Annotated in this window: 17 protein-coding genes; 6 read left to right on the forward strand and 11 right to left on the reverse strand. The window is 60.3% G+C overall.

Annotation, left to right across the window (positions count from 1 at the left end; genetic code table 11):
* Positions 1-5: 5 nt before the first annotated feature.
* From lepA to lptF, 3 genes are all read right to left on the reverse strand, one after another.
* On the reverse strand, positions 6-1,805 hold the full coding sequence (gene lepA, locus ACNYC6_RS08245) for a translation elongation factor 4 (RefSeq protein ID WP_419711876.1): 1,800 nt from the start codon (positions 1,803-1,805) through the stop codon (positions 6-8).
* 172 nt (positions 1,806-1,977) lie between these two features.
* Positions 1,978-3,039, reverse strand: a complete 1,062-nt coding sequence (gene lptG / locus ACNYC6_RS08250; protein ID WP_419711877.1) for an LPS export ABC transporter permease LptG — start codon at positions 3,037-3,039, stop codon at positions 1,978-1,980.
* Positions 3,032-4,150, reverse strand: coding sequence for an LPS export ABC transporter permease LptF (lptF, locus tag ACNYC6_RS08255; protein ID WP_419711878.1), 1,119 nt, complete (start codon positions 4,148-4,150; stop codon positions 3,032-3,034). The genes lptG and lptF overlap by 8 nt, the downstream gene beginning before the upstream one ends.
* A gap of 393 nt (positions 4,151-4,543) precedes the next feature.
* Here lptF and ACNYC6_RS08260 point away from each other — a divergent pair, with 393 nt between their 5' ends.
* From ACNYC6_RS08260 to ACNYC6_RS08280, 5 genes are read left to right on the forward strand one after another with little or no spacing between them, the layout of a single operon-like run.
* Positions 4,544-6,034 (forward strand): leucyl aminopeptidase, encoded by a 1,491-nt coding sequence (locus ACNYC6_RS08260; protein ID WP_419711879.1) that lies wholly within the window; start codon positions 4,544-4,546, stop codon positions 6,032-6,034.
* Between the two features lie 59 nt (positions 6,035-6,093).
* Entirely contained in the window at positions 6,094-6,522 is a 429-nt protein-coding gene (locus tag ACNYC6_RS08265; RefSeq protein WP_419711880.1) for a DNA polymerase III subunit chi, read from the forward strand.
* 8 nt (positions 6,523-6,530) lie between these two features.
* A complete protein-coding gene (locus ACNYC6_RS08270) occupies positions 6,531-6,923 on the forward strand; it encodes a DNA polymerase III subunit chi (RefSeq protein WP_419711881.1) in 393 nt (130 codons plus the stop codon).
* Complete coding sequence (xseA, locus tag ACNYC6_RS08275; protein ID WP_419711882.1) at positions 6,924-8,303, forward strand: exodeoxyribonuclease VII large subunit; 1,380 nt, start codon at positions 6,924-6,926, stop codon at positions 8,301-8,303.
* A 3-nt stretch (positions 8,304-8,306) separates the two neighbouring features.
* Complete coding sequence (locus tag ACNYC6_RS08280) at positions 8,307-9,128, forward strand: peptidoglycan DD-metalloendopeptidase family protein (RefSeq protein WP_419711883.1); 822 nt, start codon at positions 8,307-8,309, stop codon at positions 9,126-9,128.
* Between the two features lie 18 nt (positions 9,129-9,146).
* Here the strand turns inward: ACNYC6_RS08280 and ACNYC6_RS08285 are convergent, their stop codons facing one another.
* Complete coding sequence (locus ACNYC6_RS08285) at positions 9,147-9,503, reverse strand: hypothetical protein (protein WP_419711884.1); 357 nt, start codon at positions 9,501-9,503, stop codon at positions 9,147-9,149.
* Positions 9,504-9,890: 387 nt separating this feature from the next.
* On the opposite strand from ACNYC6_RS08285, the gene leuA reads away from it, so the two are divergent.
* A complete protein-coding gene (leuA, locus tag ACNYC6_RS08290) occupies positions 9,891-11,570 on the forward strand; it encodes a 2-isopropylmalate synthase (RefSeq protein ID WP_419711885.1) in 1,680 nt (559 codons plus the stop codon).
* Between the two features lie 173 nt (positions 11,571-11,743).
* Here leuA and ACNYC6_RS08295 read toward each other — a convergent pair whose 3' ends face one another.
* From ACNYC6_RS08295 to ispG, 7 genes are all read right to left on the reverse strand, one after another.
* Complete coding sequence (locus ACNYC6_RS08295) at positions 11,744-12,535, reverse strand: amidohydrolase (protein WP_419711886.1); 792 nt, start codon at positions 12,533-12,535, stop codon at positions 11,744-11,746.
* Positions 12,523-13,671: a pyridoxal phosphate-dependent aminotransferase gene (locus ACNYC6_RS08300; RefSeq protein WP_419711887.1), complete on the reverse strand. Its 1,149-nt coding sequence runs from the start codon at positions 13,669-13,671 to the stop codon at positions 12,523-12,525. Before ACNYC6_RS08300 ends, ACNYC6_RS08295 begins: the two co-directional genes overlap by 13 nt.
* A gap of 121 nt (positions 13,672-13,792) precedes the next feature.
* Positions 13,793-15,262, reverse strand: coding sequence for a ribosome biogenesis GTPase Der (gene der / locus ACNYC6_RS08305; protein WP_150718710.1), 1,470 nt, complete (start codon positions 15,260-15,262; stop codon positions 13,793-13,795).
* 140 nt (positions 15,263-15,402) lie between these two features.
* Complete coding sequence (gene bamB / locus ACNYC6_RS08310) at positions 15,403-16,554, reverse strand: outer membrane protein assembly factor BamB (protein WP_419711888.1); 1,152 nt, start codon at positions 16,552-16,554, stop codon at positions 15,403-15,405.
* On the reverse strand, positions 16,547-17,188 hold the full coding sequence (locus ACNYC6_RS08315; RefSeq protein WP_419711889.1) for a tetratricopeptide repeat protein: 642 nt from the start codon (positions 17,186-17,188) through the stop codon (positions 16,547-16,549). Before ACNYC6_RS08315 ends, bamB begins: the two co-directional genes overlap by 8 nt.
* A gap of 42 nt (positions 17,189-17,230) precedes the next feature.
* Positions 17,231-18,520 (reverse strand): histidine--tRNA ligase, encoded by a 1,290-nt coding sequence (gene hisS / locus ACNYC6_RS08320; RefSeq protein WP_419711890.1) that lies wholly within the window; start codon positions 18,518-18,520, stop codon positions 17,231-17,233.
* Between the two features lie 36 nt (positions 18,521-18,556).
* Positions 18,557-19,666, reverse strand: coding sequence for a flavodoxin-dependent (E)-4-hydroxy-3-methylbut-2-enyl-diphosphate synthase (ispG, locus tag ACNYC6_RS08325; protein WP_103394292.1), 1,110 nt, complete (start codon positions 19,664-19,666; stop codon positions 18,557-18,559).
* Positions 19,667-19,669: the final 3 nt, after the last annotated feature.

The raw sequence follows: 19,669 nt of genomic DNA on the forward strand, positions 1-19,669 counted from the left end.
AGGACCTAACTATCCAACCTGAGCACGGCAAGGAAGGCTTCTTGTGGAATTTCCACGTTACCGACCTGCTTCATGCGTTTTTTACCGGCCTTTTGCTTTTCCAGCAGCTTCTTCTTACGGCTGACGTCACCACCGTAGCATTTGGCCAATACGTTCTTTCTGAGCGCCTTGACGGTTGTACGCGCCACAATCTGACCGCCAATGGCGGCCTGGATTGCCACGTCGAACATCTGCCGCGGAATCAGTTCCTTCATCTTCTCGGTCAACTGGCGACCTTTGTAGTGCGCGTTGTCGCGGTGCACGATCAACGCCAGGGCGTCGACCTTGTCACCGTTGATCAGCACGTCCAGTTTCACCAGACTAGCCGATTGGTAACGGTCGAAATGGTAGTCCAGCGAAGCATAGCCGCGGCTGGTGGATTTCAGCCGATCGAAGAAGTCCAGCACCACTTCGTTCATCGGCAGGTCGTAGGTCACCTGGACCTGAGTGCCGAGGAACAGCATGTCGACCTGCACACCGCGTTTTTCGATGCACAGCGTAATGACGTTGCCCAGGTGCTCTTGCGGCACAAGAATGTTGGCCCGCACGATCGGCTCGCGCATGTCTTCGATCGACGACAGATCCGGCAGTTTCGACGGGTTATCGACGTAGATCGTCTCGCCGGTCTTGAGCAGCAGCTCGAAGATTACGGTCGGGGCGGTGGTGATCAGGTCCAGGTCGTACTCGCGCTCCAGGCGCTCCTGGATGATTTCCATGTGCAGCATGCCGAGGAAGCCGCAACGGAAGCCGAAGCCCAGTGCGTCGGAGCTTTCCGGGGTGTACTGCAGCGACGAGTCGTTCAGGGTGAGCTTTTGCAGCGCTTCACGGAAGTCTTCGAAGTCGTCGGAGCTGACCGGGAACAGACCGGCGTAGACCTGCGGCTGAATGCGTTTGAAACCTGGCAGCACGTCGACGTCCGGCGTAGAGCTCAAGGTCAGGGTGTCACCCACCGGTGCACCGTGAATGTCCTTGATACCGGCGATGATGAAGCCTACTTCACCGGCCTTCAGGTCAACGGTAGCGGTGTGTTTCGGGTTGAATACACCGACGCTGTCCACCAGGTGGACCTTGCCGGTGGACTTGACCAGGATCTTGTCGCCCTTCTTGACGCGGCCGTGACGCACGCGCACCAGGGACACAACGCCCAGGTAGTTGTCGAACCAGGAGTCAATGATCAACGCTTGCAGCGGATCTTCGATGTTGCCGGTCGGCGCGGGAATGGTGGTGACCAGACGCTCAAGCACCTCATCGACGCCCAGACCGGTCTTGGCAGAACACGTGACCGCGTCGGTGGCATCGATACCGATGATTTTTTCGATTTCTTCCTTGACGCGGTCCGGATCGGCCTGTGGCAGGTCGATCTTGTTCAGCACCGGCATCACTTCCAGGCCCTGCTCGATCGCCGTGTAGCAGTTGGCAACGGACTGGGCTTCCACGCCCTGACCGGCGTCGACCACCAGCAGTGCGCCTTCACAGGCCGCCAGCGAGCGGCTGACTTCGTAGGTGAAGTCAACGTGGCCGGGGGTGTCAATGAAGTTCAACTGGTAGTTGATACCATCTTTGGCTTTGTAATACAGAGTAACGCTGTGCGCCTTGATGGTGATCCCGCGCTCACGCTCAAGGTCCATGGAATCCAGTACCTGGGCTTCCATTTCACGCTCGGCCAGGCCGCCGCACATCTGGATGAAGCGATCGGCCAGCGTCGACTTGCCATGGTCAATGTGGGCGATGATGGAGAAATTGCGGATATGACTCAAATCACTCACGGATCAACACTCAAAAAGGCTGCAGGCATAGCCCGCCGAAAAATAGCCGGGAATTGTACCTGATCCACGGTGCAAGCGTCACGTTCGCAGGTCAGACGGCGCGTACAAAAACGCCCCGGTCTTGCGACAGGGGCGTTTTTTTATGAACAGCGAGGTCAGGAAGCAGCCGCCATCAACCGGCGCGGCGCAACAACCAGAACCCGGCCAAGGCACAGACACTGGCCGGCACCAGCACCGCAAACAGCGGCGAGAAACCGAACACAAGGCTCGAAGGCCCCAGCAAATCCTGGGCAATGCGGAAGGTGAAACCTACCAGAACCCCGGTAAACACCCGCTGACCGAGGGTCACCGAGCGCAACGGGCCAAAAATGAAGGAAATCGCCATCAGCACCAGGGCAGCAGTAACGAGCGGCTGCAACACCTTGACCCAAAACGCCAGCCAGTAGCGACCATTGTTCAGCCCCTGATCCGCCAGATAGTGGATATAGCCCCACAAGCCGGTGATCGACAGGGACTCTGGCGCCATGACCACGGTGCTCAGTAACTGCGGGCTCAAGGCCACATCCCAGCGTTCGACCGGGGCGCTGACCACTTCAGTGTTCTTTTCATGAAACACCGTGGTGGTCACGTCGCTCAACTGCCAGTGATCCTTGTCGAACTCCGCGCGCTTGGCAAAGCTCGAGGACAGCATGTGGCGTTGATCGTCGAAGCGATAACGGGTTACACCATACAAAATGCCGTTGGGCTGCACGGAGTTGACGTGGATGAACTCGTCACCCTGGCGGTGCCACAGACCGTGCTTGGCGCTTTGCGCGTCGCCACTGCCCTGGGCCAGCGAACGGTTGGCCTGCGCGATGTTTTCGGTTGCCGGCGCGACGTACTCACCGATCAATACCCCCACCACCATCAGGATCAGCATCGGCTTCATCACCGCCCAGACAATCCGACCAATCGACACGCCAGCGGCGCGCATGATGGTCAGTTCACTGTTGCTCGCCAGGCTGCCGAGACCGATCAGGCAACCGATCAGCGCAGCCATCGGCAGCATGTCGTACAGACGACGCGGCGCGGTCAGCAACACGTAGCCCAGAACATCCATCAGGGTGTAGGTATCGCTGACTTCGCCCATCTCATCGATGAAGGCGAACAAGGTCGCCAGCCCGAGAATGATCCCCAGAACCGCGAGGATCGCCATGAACACGCTGCTACCGATGTAGCGATCAAGCTTAACCACGGGCCACCTCCAGCGCGCTGCGGCGACTCGCCATCTTCAAGCGCAGGGGTTCCCAGTAAAGCAGGCCCAGGCCAATGACCAGGAAGATCGCGTGCACCCACCACAAGCCCAGCGCCGGCGCAATCTTGCCCTTTTCGAGGGCGCCGCGAGCGGCAATCAGGATGGTCAGGTAAGCCATATAAAGAAGAATCGCCGGCAGCAGCTTGAGGAAACGGCCCTGGCGCGGATTGACCCGCGATAGCGGCACCGCCATCAGGGTCACGATGAACACCAGCAATGGCAGGGACAGGCGCCATTGCAGCTCGGTGCGGGAACGGATGTCGTCGCTACCCAGCAAGGACGCGGTGGTCATGGCGTCGCGATCGGTCACTTCGTCGCTGACATCCGGCTTGGGCAGCAGTACGCCGTACTCTTCGTACTTGATCGCACGATAGTCGGCCTGCCCCGGATTACCGTCATAACGGTAGCCGTTGTCGAGGATCAGGTAGCGGTTGCCGTCAGGACGGATTTCCTGGCGGCCCTTCTCGGCCACCAGCACGGAGATCCCACGGTCTTTCTTATCGGAACTGACGTTCTTCTGCGAAATGAACACACCCGCCAGATTGATGCGGTCATCCGACAACTGTTCGGTGTACGTCACCCGCGTACCGTCGCGCAAAGCCTGGAAACGACCGGGTTCCAGGGTGTCGAACTCGGTCAGGGCGTCTTGCTTGTTCAGCAGCAGCTGGAACTGATTGGCACCCTGTGGCGCCAGGCTCAGGCTCAACCATGCAACCACCAGCGCCACCAGCGTGGCCGGGAACAGGGTCATGCGGAACAGGCGTTGCTGGCTCATGCCGGTGGCCGAGAGCACGGTCATTTCACTTTCGAGGTACAGGCGACCGTAGGCCAGCAGGATCCCGAGAAACAGGCCCAGCGGCAGAATCAGCTGCAGGAAGCCCGGCAGGCGAAAGCCCATGATCAGGAACAACGAGCCCGGGTCCAGTTGGCCCGAGGCCGCTTGGGCGAGGTACTTGATGAAGCGTCCGCTCATGATGATGACCAGCAACACGGCGCTCACGGCACTCAGGGTCAACAGGACTTCGCGGGATAGATAACGGAAGACGATCAAACCAGACACTCCAGGGTTGTCAGGCTAAGGCGGCCAAACAAGCAAACTATCAGACAGCCCGCAAGGCAGAGCCGCCGAAAAAGATGGCGCATTATCCTGTGATTGGGTGCGCCTGTCACTGCGCAATGCATGGACACACCTGTAGGAGCGAGCTCACTCGCGATGGTCGTCAACGATTACGCGCTAAGCCTGTAAACCCGCGTGGCTCTCAGGTTCTTCGCCAGCAGGCTCGTGCCTACAATCGTACAACCGAGGGTTGTCAGGCGCCGGTAGCGAGGTTCAAACTGCGGCCTTCGTCGCCGGTCGTGACCGGCGCCTGCCTATCTATAAGCGAGCGACGTACACACGTCGTCGAGCGCTTGCGTGTTGACCATCAAATTCAGGGAACCGGACATGGAACTGGTTGTAAAAAGCGTTAACCCGGAAACGTTGAAAACCGCCACGCTGGTGGTTGCCGTTAGCGAAGGCCGCAAGCTCGGCACCGTTGCCAAACAGCTCGACGAACTCAGCGGTGGCGCCATCAGCGCCGTTCTGAAGCGCGGCGACCTGGCCGGCAAAGTTGGCCAGAGCCTGTTGCTGCACAGCCTGCCGAACCTGAAAGCCGATCGCGTGCTGCTGGTGGGCGTGGGCAAGGATGAAGAACTGGGCGACCGCCCGTTCCGTAGAATCATCGCCGGCGTACTCAACACCTTGAAAGGCCTGGGCGGCACCGACGCAGTACTGGCCCTGGACGAAATCGTGGTGAAAGGCCGCGACAGCTACGGCAAGACCCGTCTGCTGGCCGAAACCCTGGTCGACGGCGAATACAAGTTCGACCAGTTCAAGAGCCAGAAAGTCGAACCCCGCGCCCTGAAGAAAATCACCCTGCTGACCATCAAGGCCGCCCAGGCTGAAGTGCAGCGCGCCGTGACCCATGCCACCGCGATTGCCAACGGCATGGCATTCACCCGCGACCTGGGCAACCTGCCGCCGAACATCTGCCACCCGACGTTCCTCGGTGAGCAGGCCAAAGACCTGGGCAAAGAGTTCAAGGATCTGAAAGTCGAAGTCCTCGACGAGAAGAAGATCAAGGCATTGGGCATGGGTTCGTTCTACGCCGTCGGCCAGGGCAGCGCTCAACCGCCACGCCTGATCGTCATGCAATACAACGGCGGCAAGAAATCCGAGAAGCCATACGCGCTGGTCGGCAAGGGCATCACTTTCGACACCGGCGGCATCAGCCTCAAGCCGGGCGCCGGCATGGATGAAATGAAGTACGACATGGGCGGCGCCGCCAGCGTGTTCGGCACCCTGCGTGCCGTGCTCGAACTGAAGCTGCCGATCAACCTGGTGTGCATCCTGGCCTGCGCCGAGAACATGCCGAGCGGCAACGCTTCGCGTCCGGGCGACATCGTCACCACCATGAGCGGCCAGACCGTGGAAATCCTCAACACCGACGCCGAAGGCCGTCTGGTGCTGTGCGACGCCCTGACCTACTCCGAGCGCTTCAAGCCGCAAGCGGTCATCGACATCGCCACCCTGACCGGTGCTTGCGTGGTTGCCCTGGGCTCCCACACATCGGGCCTGCTGGGCAACAACGACGAGTTGATCGGCCAACTGCTGAGCGCCGGCAAGGCTGCCGACGACCGCGCCTGGCAACTGCCGCTGTTCGATGAGTACCAAGAGCAGCTGGACAGCCCGTTCGCCGACATCGCCAACATCGGCGGCCCGAAAGCCGGCACCATCACCGCTGCCTGCTTCCTGTCGCGCTTCACCAAGAATCTGAACTGGGCGCACCTGGACATCGCCGGCACCGCCTGGACCAGTGGTGGCAAGGACAAGGGCGCCACTGGCCGTCCGGTTCCTCTGCTGACCCAATACCTGCTGGACCGCGCCAAAGCCTGAAACCAATGAACCTGGGCGGTGTTGCTTTCGGGTGACGCCGCCCCGGCTCAGGAACCGCAATGACCAAAGTCGACTTCTATATCCTGCCCAGCGCCGATCCTTCGGCACGTCTGGACTTCGCCTGCAAGCTCACCGAAAAAGCCTGGCGCATGGGCCACCGCGTCTACCTGCACTGCAGCGATGCGGCCCAGCGCGATGATCTCGATGTGCGCCTGTGGGCATTCAAGGGCGAAAGTTTCGTGCCCCACGGCCCTGCTGAAAGCGAACCGGACAGCCTGATCGTGCTGGGTTTTGGCGATGACTGCGGTCAACATCAGGATTTGCTGGTCAACCTCGACCTGAAAGTCCCGGCCTTTGCCCAACGTTTCGCCCGTGTGGCGGAAGTGGTGGTCGAAGATCCGACGATCAGAGCGGCCGCGCGGGAGAGTTTCCGTTTCTACCGCGAACAGGGCTATCCTCTGCAAGATCACCGTTTACAGCGACTCTGAGCATTCCGATGGACACTCCAAAACCGCTGCAACAGTCCGCGCACCTGCTGGACGACCTTGAGTCGATCCGCCAATTGCTCGGCGATGACAACCTGCAACCACCGCTGCTGACCGACACGGTCGAAGAAGGTGACCAGGAACAGATCCCCATGTTGTTCGACACCGTCAGCGAACCCGCGCCGACTGTCGCACCGACACCTGCGGCCAAGCCGGCTGCCGAACCGGCACCGAACGCCGACAAGAATGCCGACGCGCTGCTGTACCTCGACAGCGAACTGCGCGCCGCCGCGCAATTGATCATGCAAGACGTGATCGACGACTTCGCGCCGCACATCGAAACCGAAATCAAGCGGCGCCTGAGCGCACGGCTTGAGCGGTTGCTGAGTCAGTACAACGACTGAATGATTAAAGATCCCTTTGCAAGACTCGGCCTGGACCGCGAAGTCCTGACTGTCAGCCAGCTGAACGGCCGCGCGCGGGTGTTGCTCGAAGACGTGTTCAGCAACATCTGGGTCGAAGGCGAAATCTCCAACCTCGCCCGCCCGGCGTCCGGCCACGTGTATTTCACCCTCAAGGACAGCGGCGCCCAGGTGCGTTGCGCGCTGTTCCGGCAGAACGCGGCGCGAGTGCGCCAGGCGTTGAAGGATGGCCTGGCGGTCAAGGTGCGCGGCAAGGTCTCGCTGTTCGAAGGACGCGGCGACTATCAACTGATCCTCGACACCGTGGAGCCCGCCGGTGACGGCGCGCTGCGCCTGGCCTTCGATGCCCTGAAGGAAAAACTCAGCGCCGAAGGCCTGTTCAGTGCCGAGCGCAAAGTGCCGCTGCCGGCGCATCCGCAACGCATCGGCATCATCAGCTCGCCGACCGGCGCGGTGATTCGCGACATCATCAGCGTGTTCCGCCGCCGTGCACCGCAGGTGCAACTGACGTTGATCCCCACCGCCGTACAGGGCCGGGAAGCCACGGCGCAGATTGTTCGTGCGCTGAAACTGGCGGATGCCCGTGGCTTCGACGCACTGATCCTGGCCCGTGGCGGCGGTTCGCTGGAAGACCTTTGGTGCTTCAACGAAGAAGCCGTGGCCCGCGCCGTCGACGCTTGCGTGACGCCCATCGTCAGCGCCGTCGGCCACGAAACCGATGTCTCGATCAGTGACTTCGTGGCCGACGTCCGCGCGCCCACGCCGTCGGCCGCCGCCGAGCTGCTGGCACCGGATTCCAGCGATCTGGTGCGCCGGGTCGAAAGCCTGCACCGCCGATTGGTGATGCGCATGCGCGATCGCCTGATGCGTGACCGGCTACGCCTGGAAGGCATCTCGCGCCGCCTGCGTCATCCCGGCGAACGCTTGCGCCAGCAAGCCCAGCGCTTGGACGATCTGGACATGCGCATGCGTCGCGCCTTCGAAGGCAGCCTCAATACCCGTCGCGAGCGGCTGATCCGCCTGGAGACACGTCTGGCCGGGCAACATCCCGGTCGGCAACTGGCGATGCTCCGCCAACGCCTCGACAGCCTCGCCGAACGCCTGCCCCGCGCCATCCGCGAGGGGTTAAAAAGCCGTCGCTTGCAACTGCAAAGCCAGATGCAGACGCTGCATGTGGTCAGCCCCCTGGCGACCCTCGGTCGTGGCTACAGCATTTTGCTCGACGAACGCGGCAACGCAATCCGCAACGCCAGCCAGACTCATACCGGCCAACGCCTGAAAGCCAAGCTGGGCGAAGGCGAACTGCAAGTGCGGGTCGAAGACAATCACCTGACGCCCGTCACCCTTTCTTTACTGGATTGATCCATGCCGCGTTTTTTTGCTTCGCTGTTGCTGCTGTGCCTGACCTTCAACGCCTACGCCGACAGTTACATCACCCGCTTGCTGAACAAACCGGTGCCGGGTGGCGTGGCCGTCGTGGATCTGGGCGCTTCCGCGCAGGCACCGAAAGCGAGCTATCAGGGCAAACCGGTGTTGGTGGTCAAGGAGCAGAACAACTGGCTGGCCATTGTCGGTGTGCCGTTGACGGTCAAGCCGGGGACCCAGTCGATCAGCAGTGGCGGTCGTAACCTGAGTTTCACCGTTGGCAACAAGAAATACCCGGAACAACGCATCACCCTGAAAAACACCCAGCAGGTCAATCCGGACCCGGAGAATCTCAAACGTATCGAGCGTGAACTGGCCGAACAGATCGCCGCCTACCGCACCTTCAGCCCGAACACCCCAAGCAACCTGCTGCTGGACAAACCGGTCAATGGCCCACTGTCGAGCAAGTTCGGCGTGCGCCGGTTCTTCAACGGTGAAGAGCGTAATCCTCACTCGGGTCTGGATTTCGCCGTGGGCGCTGGCACACCGATCAAGACCCCGGCGGCGGGCAAGGTGATTCTGATCGGCAACTATTTCTTCAATGGCAACACGGTGTTTGTCGATCACGGCCAGGGCTTTATCAGCATGTTCTGCCACATGTCGAAAATCGATGTGAAGGTGGGGCAGCAACTCGCACGCGGGGGCGTGGTGGGCAAGGTCGGTGCGACTGGCCGGGCGACCGGGCCGCACATGCATTGGAATGTCAGCCTGAATGATGCGCGGGTGGATCCGGCGATTTTCATTGGAGCGTTTCAGCCTTAAGCGATCTTTTGGGGACCCCTACTCAGCGTCCAGATCCTCAATCCCATGCACCTCCCGATCCGCCAGGCAATGCTTGATCCACTCCTGGGTCTCGAGCGAGAACCCGGTCAATTCTTCCGCCGTGATCAGCTCCCGCGCGCACAACCCCAGCAAATGCGATCGCGCTTCATGGCGTGAAAACCTGAAGACGCCAAACGCCCAATACAGCTCTTTCTGCCCGGCCTTCAGCAGTTCTTCACTGGCGTCGATCCGCTCGTAGGGTGGCATGCTCTTGTCGAGCACGATCTTTTCGACGTCGGTCATGATGCGGGTGCACATCCGCTCATGGGCCACCGGGCGTAACACGCAATAGCACTTCCAATCGGACTCGTTCATTGCCGACTCCTGCTTGCCAACCGAGGCTTTAAGAATAGCCCTCGCTGTCGAGACCGATGCTCAATCCTTCGATTGCGCTTCGCTGAAACCATGCGCAAGCAACCAGAAGCTCATCACAATTCATAGCAATAAAATCTCGCAAAATATGTCCTGACGAGGATTTATCTCAATTTTTTTCGACCACTTGCCATCCTTCACCCCCAAGGTTAGGGTTGAAGGCATGAAAACCTCACACACCCTCATTCAGCTCCGCCAGCACCGTAGCTTGTGCCTTGTCAGCGCACGACTGCCGGGCTGAATCGCGGCGCCTCGTCCCAAGCGTTACCCAAGAACTTTTGATCCACCGGCAGGCCGCCTTTTTTCGGCCCACACAATAAGGATTTCCCGATGAGCATGCTCAAAGACCCGTCTTCGAAATACCGCGCGTTCCCGACCATCGACATCCCGGACCGTACCTGGCCGTCGAAAACCATCACCGCCGCGCCGATCTGGTGCAGCTCCGACCTGCGTGATGGCAACCAGTCGCTGATCGAACCGATGGACGCGGTCAAGAAGCTGCGTTTCTGGAAAACCCTGGTGCAGGTCGGCGTGAAGGAAATCGAAGCGTCGTTCCCGGCCGCTTCGCAAACCGACTTCGACTTCGTCCGCACCCTGATCGAAGACAACCACATCCCGGACGACACCACCATCCAGGTGTTGACCCAGGGCCGTGAAGACCTGATCGAACGCACTTTCGAATCCCTGCGCGGCGCGAAGAAAGCCATCGTTCACCTGTACAACGCGACCTCCCCTTCTTTCCGCCGCATTGTCTTCAACCAGGACAAGGACGGGATCAAGGCCATCGCCGTGAACGCCGCCAAGCTGTTCGTTAAATACGCGGCCATGCAGCCGAACACCGAGTGGACCTTCGAATACTCGCCAGAAACCTTCAGCGCCACTGAGCTTGAGTTCGCCAAGGAAGTCTGCGACGCAGTGATCGAAGTGTGGAACCCGACACCTGAGCACAAGATGATCCTCAACTTGCCGGCCACGGTCGAATGCGCGACCCCGAACATCTATGCCGACCAGATCGAATGGTTCAGCCGTCACATCAACCGTCGTGACAGCGTGATCATCAGCCTGCACACCCACAACGACCGTGGCACTGGCGTTGCCGCCACCGAGCTGGGCCTGATGGCCGGCGCCGACCGTGTCGAAGGCTGCCTGTTCGGCAACGGCGAGCGTACCGGCAACGTTGACCTCGTGACCGTGGCCCTGAACATGTACACCCAGGGCCTCGACCCTCAGCTGGACTTCTCCGACATCGACGGCGTGCGTAAAGTCGTCGAAGAGTGCAACCAGATCCAGGTGCACCCACGTCACCCGTACGTCGGCGACCTCGTGCACACCGCGTTCTCCGGCTCGCACCAGGATGCAATCCGCAAGGGCTTTGCCCAGCAGAAATCCGATGCATTGTGGGAAGTGCCTTACTTGCCAATCGACCCGGCCGACATCGGCCGAAGCTACGAGGCAGTGATTCGCGTCAACAGCCAGTCGGGCAAGGGCGGTATCGCTTACCTGCTGGAGCAGGAATACGGCATCAGCTTGCCGCGTCGCATGCAGATCGAATTCAGCCAGGTCGTGCAGCGTGAAACCGATCGCCTGGGCCTTGAGATGACTGCCCAGCAGATCCACGCGCTGTTGCACAGCGAGTACCTGCAAGCCAACACCCCGTACGCGCTGGTCAGCCATCGCCTGCAGGAAGAAAACGGCAACAGCGCCGTCGAAGTCGAAGTGGCCAGCAAAGGTCAGGGCGAAACCAACCTGCACTGGCGCGGCAAGGGCAACGGTGCTCTGGAAGCACTGGTGGCCGGCCTGCCGATCCCTGTGGAAATCATGGACTACAACGAACACGCCATCGGCGCGGGCACCAATGCCAAGGCCGCGGCCTACATTGAACTGCGGGTGAACGGCGAACGTGCGGTGCACGGCGTGGGTATCGATGAAAACATCACCACGGCCAGCTTCAAGGCACTGTTCAGTGCGCTGAACCGCTCGTTGAGCCAGCCGGAAGCGAAAGCGGCGTAAGCCATCGCTGAAATGCAAAAGGCCCCGGGGCGTGAACCTCGGGGCCTTTTTTTGCCTGCTGGTTTTGTGCTGCCTGCCAGGGCCCCATCGCCAGCAGGGGATCGTGCTGTGAACACGATCCACTGTGGGAGCCAGCCTGCTGGCAATGGGGCCATAACAGTCAATGCATCAATTCAGGTGAACTCGAAAGTATCCGCATCCAGATTCGCCGGGAAGCGTTCACGATAAGCCGCCAACGAAGCCGCTTCCAGAATCACCGTGAACACTCCATCAGCCTCCCCCGCACTGAGCAACGACTCACCCTGGAAATCCAGCACCTGACTGTCACCGGTATACGCAAAGCCTTTACCGTCGGTACCGATGCGATTCACCGCCGCCACATAACACAGGTTTTCAATTGCCCGAGCCGGCAACAAGCGGTTCCAGTGCTGGCGCCGCGCACCCGGCCAGTTCGCGGTGTACAGCAGCAGGTCGGTGTCCTGGGCGTCACGACTCCACACCGGGAAGCGCAGGTCGTAGCAAATCAGCGGCCGCACGCGCCAGCCCTTGAGCTCGAACTGCACCTGACGCTCACCGGGGGTGTAGTGATTGTGCTCGCCGGCCATGCGGAACAGGTGACGCTTGTCGTAATGCAAGACTTCGCCATCCGGCCGTGCCCACAACAGGCGATTGCGATGGCTGCCATCAGCGGCCTGAACGATGACGCTACCGGTGATCACCGCATCCAGCTTCGCCGCCTGAGCCCGCAGCCATTTGCTGGTGGGACCGTTTTCCGTTTCGGCGAGGGTCTCGGACTCCATGGAAAAACCGGTGGTGAACATCTCCGGCAGGATGATCAGGTCGGCACCGCGAGCCTGCTCCAGCAAGGGCTCGAAATGCTCCAGATTGGCCTGGCGGTCGTGCCAGGCCAAGGAAGTCTGGATCAGCGCGACGGTCAGGTTCGGCAGTGCACTCAGATCACGCATAGTTTTTCCGCTGCTTCACGCAGGGTCTCCTCGCGTTTGGCAAAACACAGTCGCACCAGGCGCTGGCCTTGTGGCGGCTTCTGATAGAACACCGAAATCGGGATACTTGCCACGCCATGCTCGCGAGTCATCCACAAGGCCATCTCGACGTCATTGAGGTCCGGGCGAATCTGCGAGTAATCGACCAACTGGAAGTAGGTGCCAGTCACCCGCTTAAAGCTGAAACGCGACGGCGCCAACAGATCGCAAAACAGATCACGCTTGGCCTGATAGAACGCCGGCAGTTCTTCCACGTGTTCCGGATGCTCGGCCATGAAGTCAGCCAACGCGAATTGCAGCGGTGTCACACCGCAGAAACTCACGTATTGGTGAACCTTGCGCAGCTCCGCGGTGAGTGCCGGTGGCGCGACCACGTAGCCGGTTTTCCAACCGGTGACGTGATAGGTCTTGCCGAACGAGCTGACCACAAAGGCGCGCTGATACAGCTCTTCGTGATTCAGCACGCTGACGTGAGGCACGCCGTCAAACACCAGGTGTTCGTAGACTTCATCACTGACCAGATAGATATCGCGATCACGGATCAAATCCGCCAATTGATCCAGCTCGGCCCGGCTGATCAGCGCGCCACTCGGATTGTGCGGTGAGTTCAGCACAATCATCCGCGTGCGCGGCGTGATGGCTTCAGCCAGTTTCTGGAAGTCGATCGAGAAGTCCTTCAGCCCGAGCTGCACATGCACGCAACGACCACCGGCCAGTTCCACCGAAGGCTCGTAACTGTCGTAGCACGGATCGAAAACGATCACTTCGTCGCCGCTGTGGATAACCGCCTGAATCGCGCAGAAGATCGCTTGGGTGGCGCCCGGAGTGATGGTCACTTCGTTGTCGGCATCGACAGTGACGCCGTAGCTGCGAGCGATCTTCGCCGCCACTTGCTGACGCAGTGCCGGCAGACCGGTCATCGGTGAATACTGGTTGTGGCCATTGGCAACGTGACGCCCGACCGCATCGCACAGCGCCTGTGGGGCATCGAAATCGGGGAAACCCTGGGACAGGTTGATCGCCCCGGTTTGCGCCGCGAGTTGAGACATCTGAGTGAAGATAGTGATGCCGACATTCGGCAGCTTACTGGTGATCATCGGTGATTCCCTGCTCTACACCCGGCTCTACGTCGGCGCGGGGAAGTCCGAGGATAGCCCAAACGGCAGGCATGAAAAAGGGCGCCATTGGCGCCCTCTTCTTCCCACGGAAAAACCTGAATCAGCGCTTGTCGCGGCGCTTCTTGTCGGCCTTCTTGTGGTGCGACATCAAACGACGCTTCTTGTTGACCTGACGGTCGGTGAGCGAGTTCTTGTTGCCTTCGTACGGGTTATCGCCACCCTTGAACTCGATGCGGATCGGCGTACCGACCAGCTTCAGCACACGGCGGTAAGTGTTTTCCAGATAGCGCACGTACGACTTCGGCACTTTCTCGATCTGGTTACCGTGAATCACGATGATCGGCGGGTTAGCACCACCCAGGTGGGCATAGCGCAGCTTGATCCGGCGATTGTTGACCATCGGTGGCGCGTGCTCGCCAACCGCATCTTCCAGGATCTGGGTCAGACGGTTGGTCGGCCAGCGGGTGACCGCGGACTTGAACGAGTTCTGTACGGATGCGTAGAGGTTACCCACGCCAGTGCCGTGCAGCGCCGAGATGAAGTGGATGTCGGCGTAGTCCACAAAGAACAGGCGACGTTGCAGCTCGACCTTCACGAAGTCGCGCTCGCTCGGGGTCATGCCGTCCCACTTGTTGATCGCGATGACCAGCGCACGGCCCGACTCAATGGCGAAGCCCAGGAGGTTGAGGTCGTGATCGACCACGCCTTCGCGGGCGTCCATCACGAAGATCACCACGTTGGCGTCTTTGATTGCCTGCAGGGTTTTGACCACGGAGAACTTTTCGACTTCTTCGTGAATCTTGCCGCGCTTGCGCACACCGGCAGTGTCGATCAGCGTGTACTTCTCGTCATTACGCTCGAACGGAATGTAGATACTGTCGCGGGTGGTGCCGGGTTGGTCGTAGACGATGACCCGGTCTTCACCGAGCATGCGGTTGACCAGGGTCGACTTGCCGACGTTCGGACGACCAATGATGGCGATCTTGATCCCGTCTTTTTCGCTCGGGCCAGGAATGCGCTTGGCTTCCTCGCCTTCGGCAACGATCTCTTCCTCGCCGTCTTCCGGCTCTTCTTCGTCTTTCGGGAAGTCGCTCAGGGCGATTTCCAGCATCTGGGTGATGCCACGGCCGTGAGCACCGGCGATCGGGATCGCGTGGCCCATGCCCAACGGAGCGAATTCGGCGCGGGCCATTTCAGGGTCGATGTTGTCGACCTTGTTGGCAACCACGTAGGAGCGCTTGTTACGTTTGCGCAAATGCTCGGCGATCATCTGGTCGGCGGCGGTGAAACCGGCCTTGGCATCTACCAGGAACAGAACGACATCCGCTTCTTCAATGGCCAGCAGCGACTGCTCGGCCATTTTTTCGTCCATACCGTGCTCGTCACCGGAGATACCGCCGGTGTCGACCAGAATGTAGGAACGCCCTTGCCACTTGGCCTCACCGTATTGGCGATCACGGGTCAGACCGGACAAGTCGCCGACGATGGCGTCGCGAGTCCTGGTCAGGCGGTTGAACAAGGTGGACTTGCCGACGTTCGGTCGGCCCACCAGGGCGATTACGGGAACCATGCGGCTCTCCACTTCGTTATTTCAGAAAATACAAAAGCCGCTGCGAGGCAGCGGCTGGTGCTCGGGGCAGCGCCTGTAAGCGCTGCGAGCCCCGCAGAACGGGGCCGCTTGGGGAACTAACCCCAAGCATAGTCAAACCTTTACTTGATGGTCAGGGCTTCCAGTTTGCCGCTGTTGCCATACACATAAATCGTGTCACCCACCACCAGCGGACGGGCACGCAGGCCGTCGCTGTCGATGCGTTCGCGACCGACGAATCGACCGTCCACCTGACTCAGCAGGTGCAGGTAACCTTCCAGGTCACCGACTGCAACGTAGCTGGAGAACACTTCCGGAGCCGACAGTTGACGACGGGCCAGCGAATCGTTGCTCCACAAGGCTGTGGTGGAACGCTCGTCGACACCCTCAACGGTGCCCGAAGACAGGCTCACGTAGACGCTGCCGAAACCCTGGGCGACACCGGCGTAGCTGGAAGCATCACGCTGCCACAACTGGCGACCGCTTTGCAGGTCCAGTGCCGCAACGCGACCCTGGTAGCTGGCGACGTAAATGGTCTCGCCGGACAACAGCAGACCGCCGTCGATGTCGACAACACGCTCCAGTTCCGAACGACCTTGCGGAATCGCTACACGCTGCTCCCACACCGGCACGCCGTTGGAAATATCGAGAGCGACCACTTTACCGGTCGACAGGCCAGCCACCGCGAGGCGGTTGGTGACGATCGGCGCACTGGTGCCGCGCAGGGTCAGGACCGCCGGGGTGCTGTCATACAACCAGCGCTGGTTGCCGGTCGCGGCATCCAGACCGATCAGACGGTCGTCCTGAGTCTGAACCACAACCACATCACCATTGTTGGCCGGTGGTGCGAGGACTTCGCTGGACACGCGAGCGCGCCATTTCTCTTCGCCGTTGATGGCGTCCAGGGCAACGATTTCACCCTTGAGCGTACCGATCGTCAGCAGACCGTAACCCACGCCAACGGCGCCGGAAACAGGCAGTTCGAGATCTTTCTTCCACTTGACGTCGCCGTTGCTGCGATCCAGCGCCATCACCACACCGGTCACGTCGGCGGCGTAGATGGTATCGCCATCGATCGCCGGAACCAGCATGTTGTAGGTTTCGCCCTGACCGTCACCGATCGAACGACTCCACTGCTTTTGCAGAACCACTTCTTCTTTGAAGTCGGTCAACTCGGCCGGTGGCAATTCTTTCTTGCTGTTGCTGCTGCAACCCGCGGCCAGAATGGCCAGAGCCAGCAATGCTGCATGTTTCCAACGGATCACGTCACGCATCCCCTTTGGCCAGGTCGTCCAGCTTGATTTGTAGGCCACCGACCGCCGCTTCATCCGACAGTGCTGCCTTGGCTTTTTGATACGCCGTGTGTGCTTCGTCGGTACGGCCCAGCTGCACCAGCAGGTCGCCCTTGAGTTCTTCTCGAGTGGCCAGGAACGCCTTCTCGGCATCGCCTTCAAGCAGTTTCAGCGCTTCATCGACCTTGTTCTGCGCGGCCATTACCTGCGCCAGACGCTGACGGGCAATTTCACCCAGCGCCGGGTTGGCCGGCTTGGCAACAATGGCGTTCAGTTCGCTGGCTGCGTCATCGAGCTTGCCGCTGTCGACGGCGACTTTCGCCACGAACAGGCTGCCGTACTGCGCGTAGGCGCTGCCGCCGAACTCGCTGTTGAGCTTGCCGGCCAGATCCGAAACACGGGCCGCATCAGGCTTGCCGTCAGGCGTCAGCGTGGTTTCCAGCAGTTGCTGATAGAGCACCGAGGCGCCTTGCGACTGGTTGCTCTGATACTTCTGGAACGCCTGCCAGCCGAACACGATGACCAGCGCCAACAGGCCGCCAGTAACCAGGGGCTTACCGTTGCGTGACCACCATTCCTTCAAATCCGCCAAATTTTCGTCTTCGGTACTCGACACCCCAATACTCCTTAATCGCTAATTCGGCTGTTTAAGACAGCTTCAACCCTGCACGACGCAGGTGGCCAGGTGAGCGGCAAGCGCGTCCCAGGCAATGCTTTGTTGTTCGCCCTGGCCACGCAGGGGTTTGAAACCTACCACTTGCTGGGCCATCTCGTCGTCACCGAGGATCAGTGCATACAGCGCACCGCTCTTGTCGGCTTTCTTGAACTGGCTTTTGAAGCTGCCGGCGCCGGCATTCACTTGCAGACGCAGGTTGGGTAATTGATCGCGTACACGCTCGGCCAGGGCCAGACCGGCCAGCTCGGCTTCTTCACCGAAGGCGCAGAGGTACACGTCGACTTGACGAGAGATTTCTTCCGGGATCTGCTCCAGGGTTTCCAGCAGCAGCACCAGACGCTCGATGCCCATGGCGAAACCAACGCCCGCCGTAGGCTTGCCACCCATCTGCTCGACCAGGCCGTCGTAACGACCACCGGCACACACGGTGCCCTGGGCGCCAAGCTTGTCGGTGACCCATTCGAAAACGGTCTTGCTGTAGTAATCCAGCCCGCGAACCAGCTTCGGGTTGATCACGTATGGAATACCGGCGGCGTCCAGGCGGGCCTTGAGGCCCTCGAAGTGCACGCGGGACTCATCATCGAGGTAGTCGGCCATTTTCGGCGCATCGACCAGAATCGCCTGCGTATCGGCGTTCTTGGTGTCCAGGACTCGCAACGGGTTGGTCTTCAGGCGGCGCTGGCTGTCTTCGTCCAGCTTGTCCAGGTGACCGGACAGGAACTCGACCAGAGCTTCGCGATAACGACCACGGGACTCGCTGGTGCCCAGGCTGTTGAGTTCGAGCTTGACCGCATCACGGATGCCCAGCTCGCCCCACAGGCGCCAGGTCAGCACGATCAGTTCGGCATCGATGTCCGGACCGTCGAGGTTGAACACCTCGACACCGATCTGGTGGAACTGGCGATAACGGCCTTTCTGCGGACGTTCGTGGCGGAACATCGGGCCGATGTACCAGAGTTTCTGAACCTGACCACCGCCGGTAATGCCGTGCTCAAGCACTGCGCGCACGCAAGCCGCGGTTCCTTCAGGACGCAGGGTCAGGGAATCGCCGTTGCGGTCGTCGAAGGTGTACATCTCTTTTTCGACGATGTCGGTCACTTCACCGATGGAGCGTTTGAACAGCTCGGTGAACTCGACGATCGGCATGCGGATCTGCTTGTAACCGTAGTTATCCAGCAGACGCGAAACAGCGCCCTCGAAATGACGCCACAGGGGGGTCTGTTCGGGCAGGATGTCGTTCATGCCACGAATGGCTTGCAGAGACTTGCTCACTTTAAATCCTTAAATTCGTTCGGCGCGACGTCGGTATCAGCCGCGCGCAATAACGGCAGCGTCAGCTTCGACCTTTTCGGCCGCTTTCTGGCGGATCAAGCGTTCAAGCTCATCCACCAGATTGTCATTCGTCAGTTTCTGCGACGGCTTGCCGTCGATGTAAATCAGGTTGGGCGTGCCGCCGGTCAAGCCGATATGGGCTTCCTTGGCTTCACCCGGGCCGTTGACCACGCAACCGATCACCGCAACATCCAGCGGCACCAGCAGGTCTTCGAGGCGCCCTTCCAGTTCGTTCATGGTCTTGACCACATCGAAGTTCTGCCGCGAGCAGCTCGGGCAGGCGATGAAGTTGATGCCACGGGAACGCAGGTGCAGGGATTTGAGAATGTCGTAGCCGACTTTCACTTCCTCGACCGGGTCGGCCGCCAACGAAATGCGAATAGTATCGCCAATCCCTTCGGCGAGCAGCATACCGAGGCCCACGGCAGATTTCACTGTGCCGGAACGCAAACCACCGGCTTCGGTGATGCCCAGGTGCAACGGTTGAACGATTTCTTTCGCCAGCAGGCGGTAAGCTTCGACGGCCATGAACACGTCGGAGGCCTTCACGCTGACCTTGAAGTCCTGGAAGTTCAGGCGCTCAAGGTGTTCGACGTGGCGCAGGGCCGACTCGACCAGGGCGGCCGGCGTCGGTTCGCCGTATTTCTTTTGCAGGTCTTTTTCCAGGGAACCGGCGTTGACGCCGATGCGGATTGGAATGCCGCGATCACGAGCGGCATCGACCACCGCGCGCACGCGGTCTTCGCGACCGATGTTGCCCGGGTTGATCCGCAGGCAATCGACACCCAGTTCGGCGACGCGCAAGGCGATCTTGTAATCGAAGTGGATGTCGGCAACCAATGGCACCTTGACCAGTTGCTTGATCTTGCCGAACGCTTCAGCAGCGTCCATGTCCGGTACGGAAACCCGCACGATGTCGACGCCGGCCGCTTCCAGACGATTGATCTGTGCAACGGTAGCCGCGACATCATTGGTGTCGCTGTTGGTCATGCTCTGCACAGCGATAGGCGCATCGCCGCCAACAGGCACGTTACCGACCCAGATCTTGCGCGATTCGCGACGTTTGATTGGAGATTCGCCGTGCATGAC

Source organism: Pseudomonas sp. NFX224 (assembly GCF_048565165.1).
Classification (GTDB): domain Bacteria; phylum Pseudomonadota; class Gammaproteobacteria; order Pseudomonadales; family Pseudomonadaceae; genus Aquipseudomonas.

Excerpts from the sequence above, each read along its gene's own strand:
- ACNYC6_RS08295 (WP_419711886.1), bottom strand. The coding sequence starts at position 12,535 with ATGCGTGATCTGAGTGCACTGCCGAACCTGACCGTCGCGCTGATCCAG.
- ACNYC6_RS08300 (WP_419711887.1), bottom strand. The coding sequence starts at position 13,671 with ATGATCACCAGTAAGCTGCCGAATGTCGGCATCACTATCTTCACTCAG.
- ACNYC6_RS08285 (WP_419711884.1), bottom strand. The coding sequence starts at position 9,503 with ATGAACGAGTCCGATTGGAAGTGCTATTGCGTGTTACGCCCGGTGGCC.
- ACNYC6_RS08280 (WP_419711883.1), top strand. The coding sequence starts at position 8,307 with ATGCCGCGTTTTTTTGCTTCGCTGTTGCTGCTGTGCCTGACCTTCAAC.
- bamB (WP_419711888.1), bottom strand. The coding sequence starts at position 16,554 with ATGCGTGACGTGATCCGTTGGAAACATGCAGCATTGCTGGCTCTGGCC.
- ACNYC6_RS08260 (WP_419711879.1), top strand. The coding sequence starts at position 4,544 with ATGGAACTGGTTGTAAAAAGCGTTAACCCGGAAACGTTGAAAACCGCC.
- xseA (WP_419711882.1), top strand. The coding sequence starts at position 6,924 with ATGATTAAAGATCCCTTTGCAAGACTCGGCCTGGACCGCGAAGTCCTG.
- ACNYC6_RS08270 (WP_419711881.1), top strand. The coding sequence starts at position 6,531 with ATGGACACTCCAAAACCGCTGCAACAGTCCGCGCACCTGCTGGACGAC.
- ACNYC6_RS08265 (WP_419711880.1), top strand. The coding sequence starts at position 6,094 with ATGACCAAAGTCGACTTCTATATCCTGCCCAGCGCCGATCCTTCGGCA.
- leuA (WP_419711885.1), top strand. The coding sequence starts at position 9,891 with ATGAGCATGCTCAAAGACCCGTCTTCGAAATACCGCGCGTTCCCGACC.
- ispG (WP_103394292.1), bottom strand. The coding sequence starts at position 19,666 with ATGCACGGCGAATCTCCAATCAAACGTCGCGAATCGCGCAAGATCTGG.
- der (WP_150718710.1), bottom strand. The coding sequence starts at position 15,262 with ATGGTTCCCGTAATCGCCCTGGTGGGCCGACCGAACGTCGGCAAGTCC.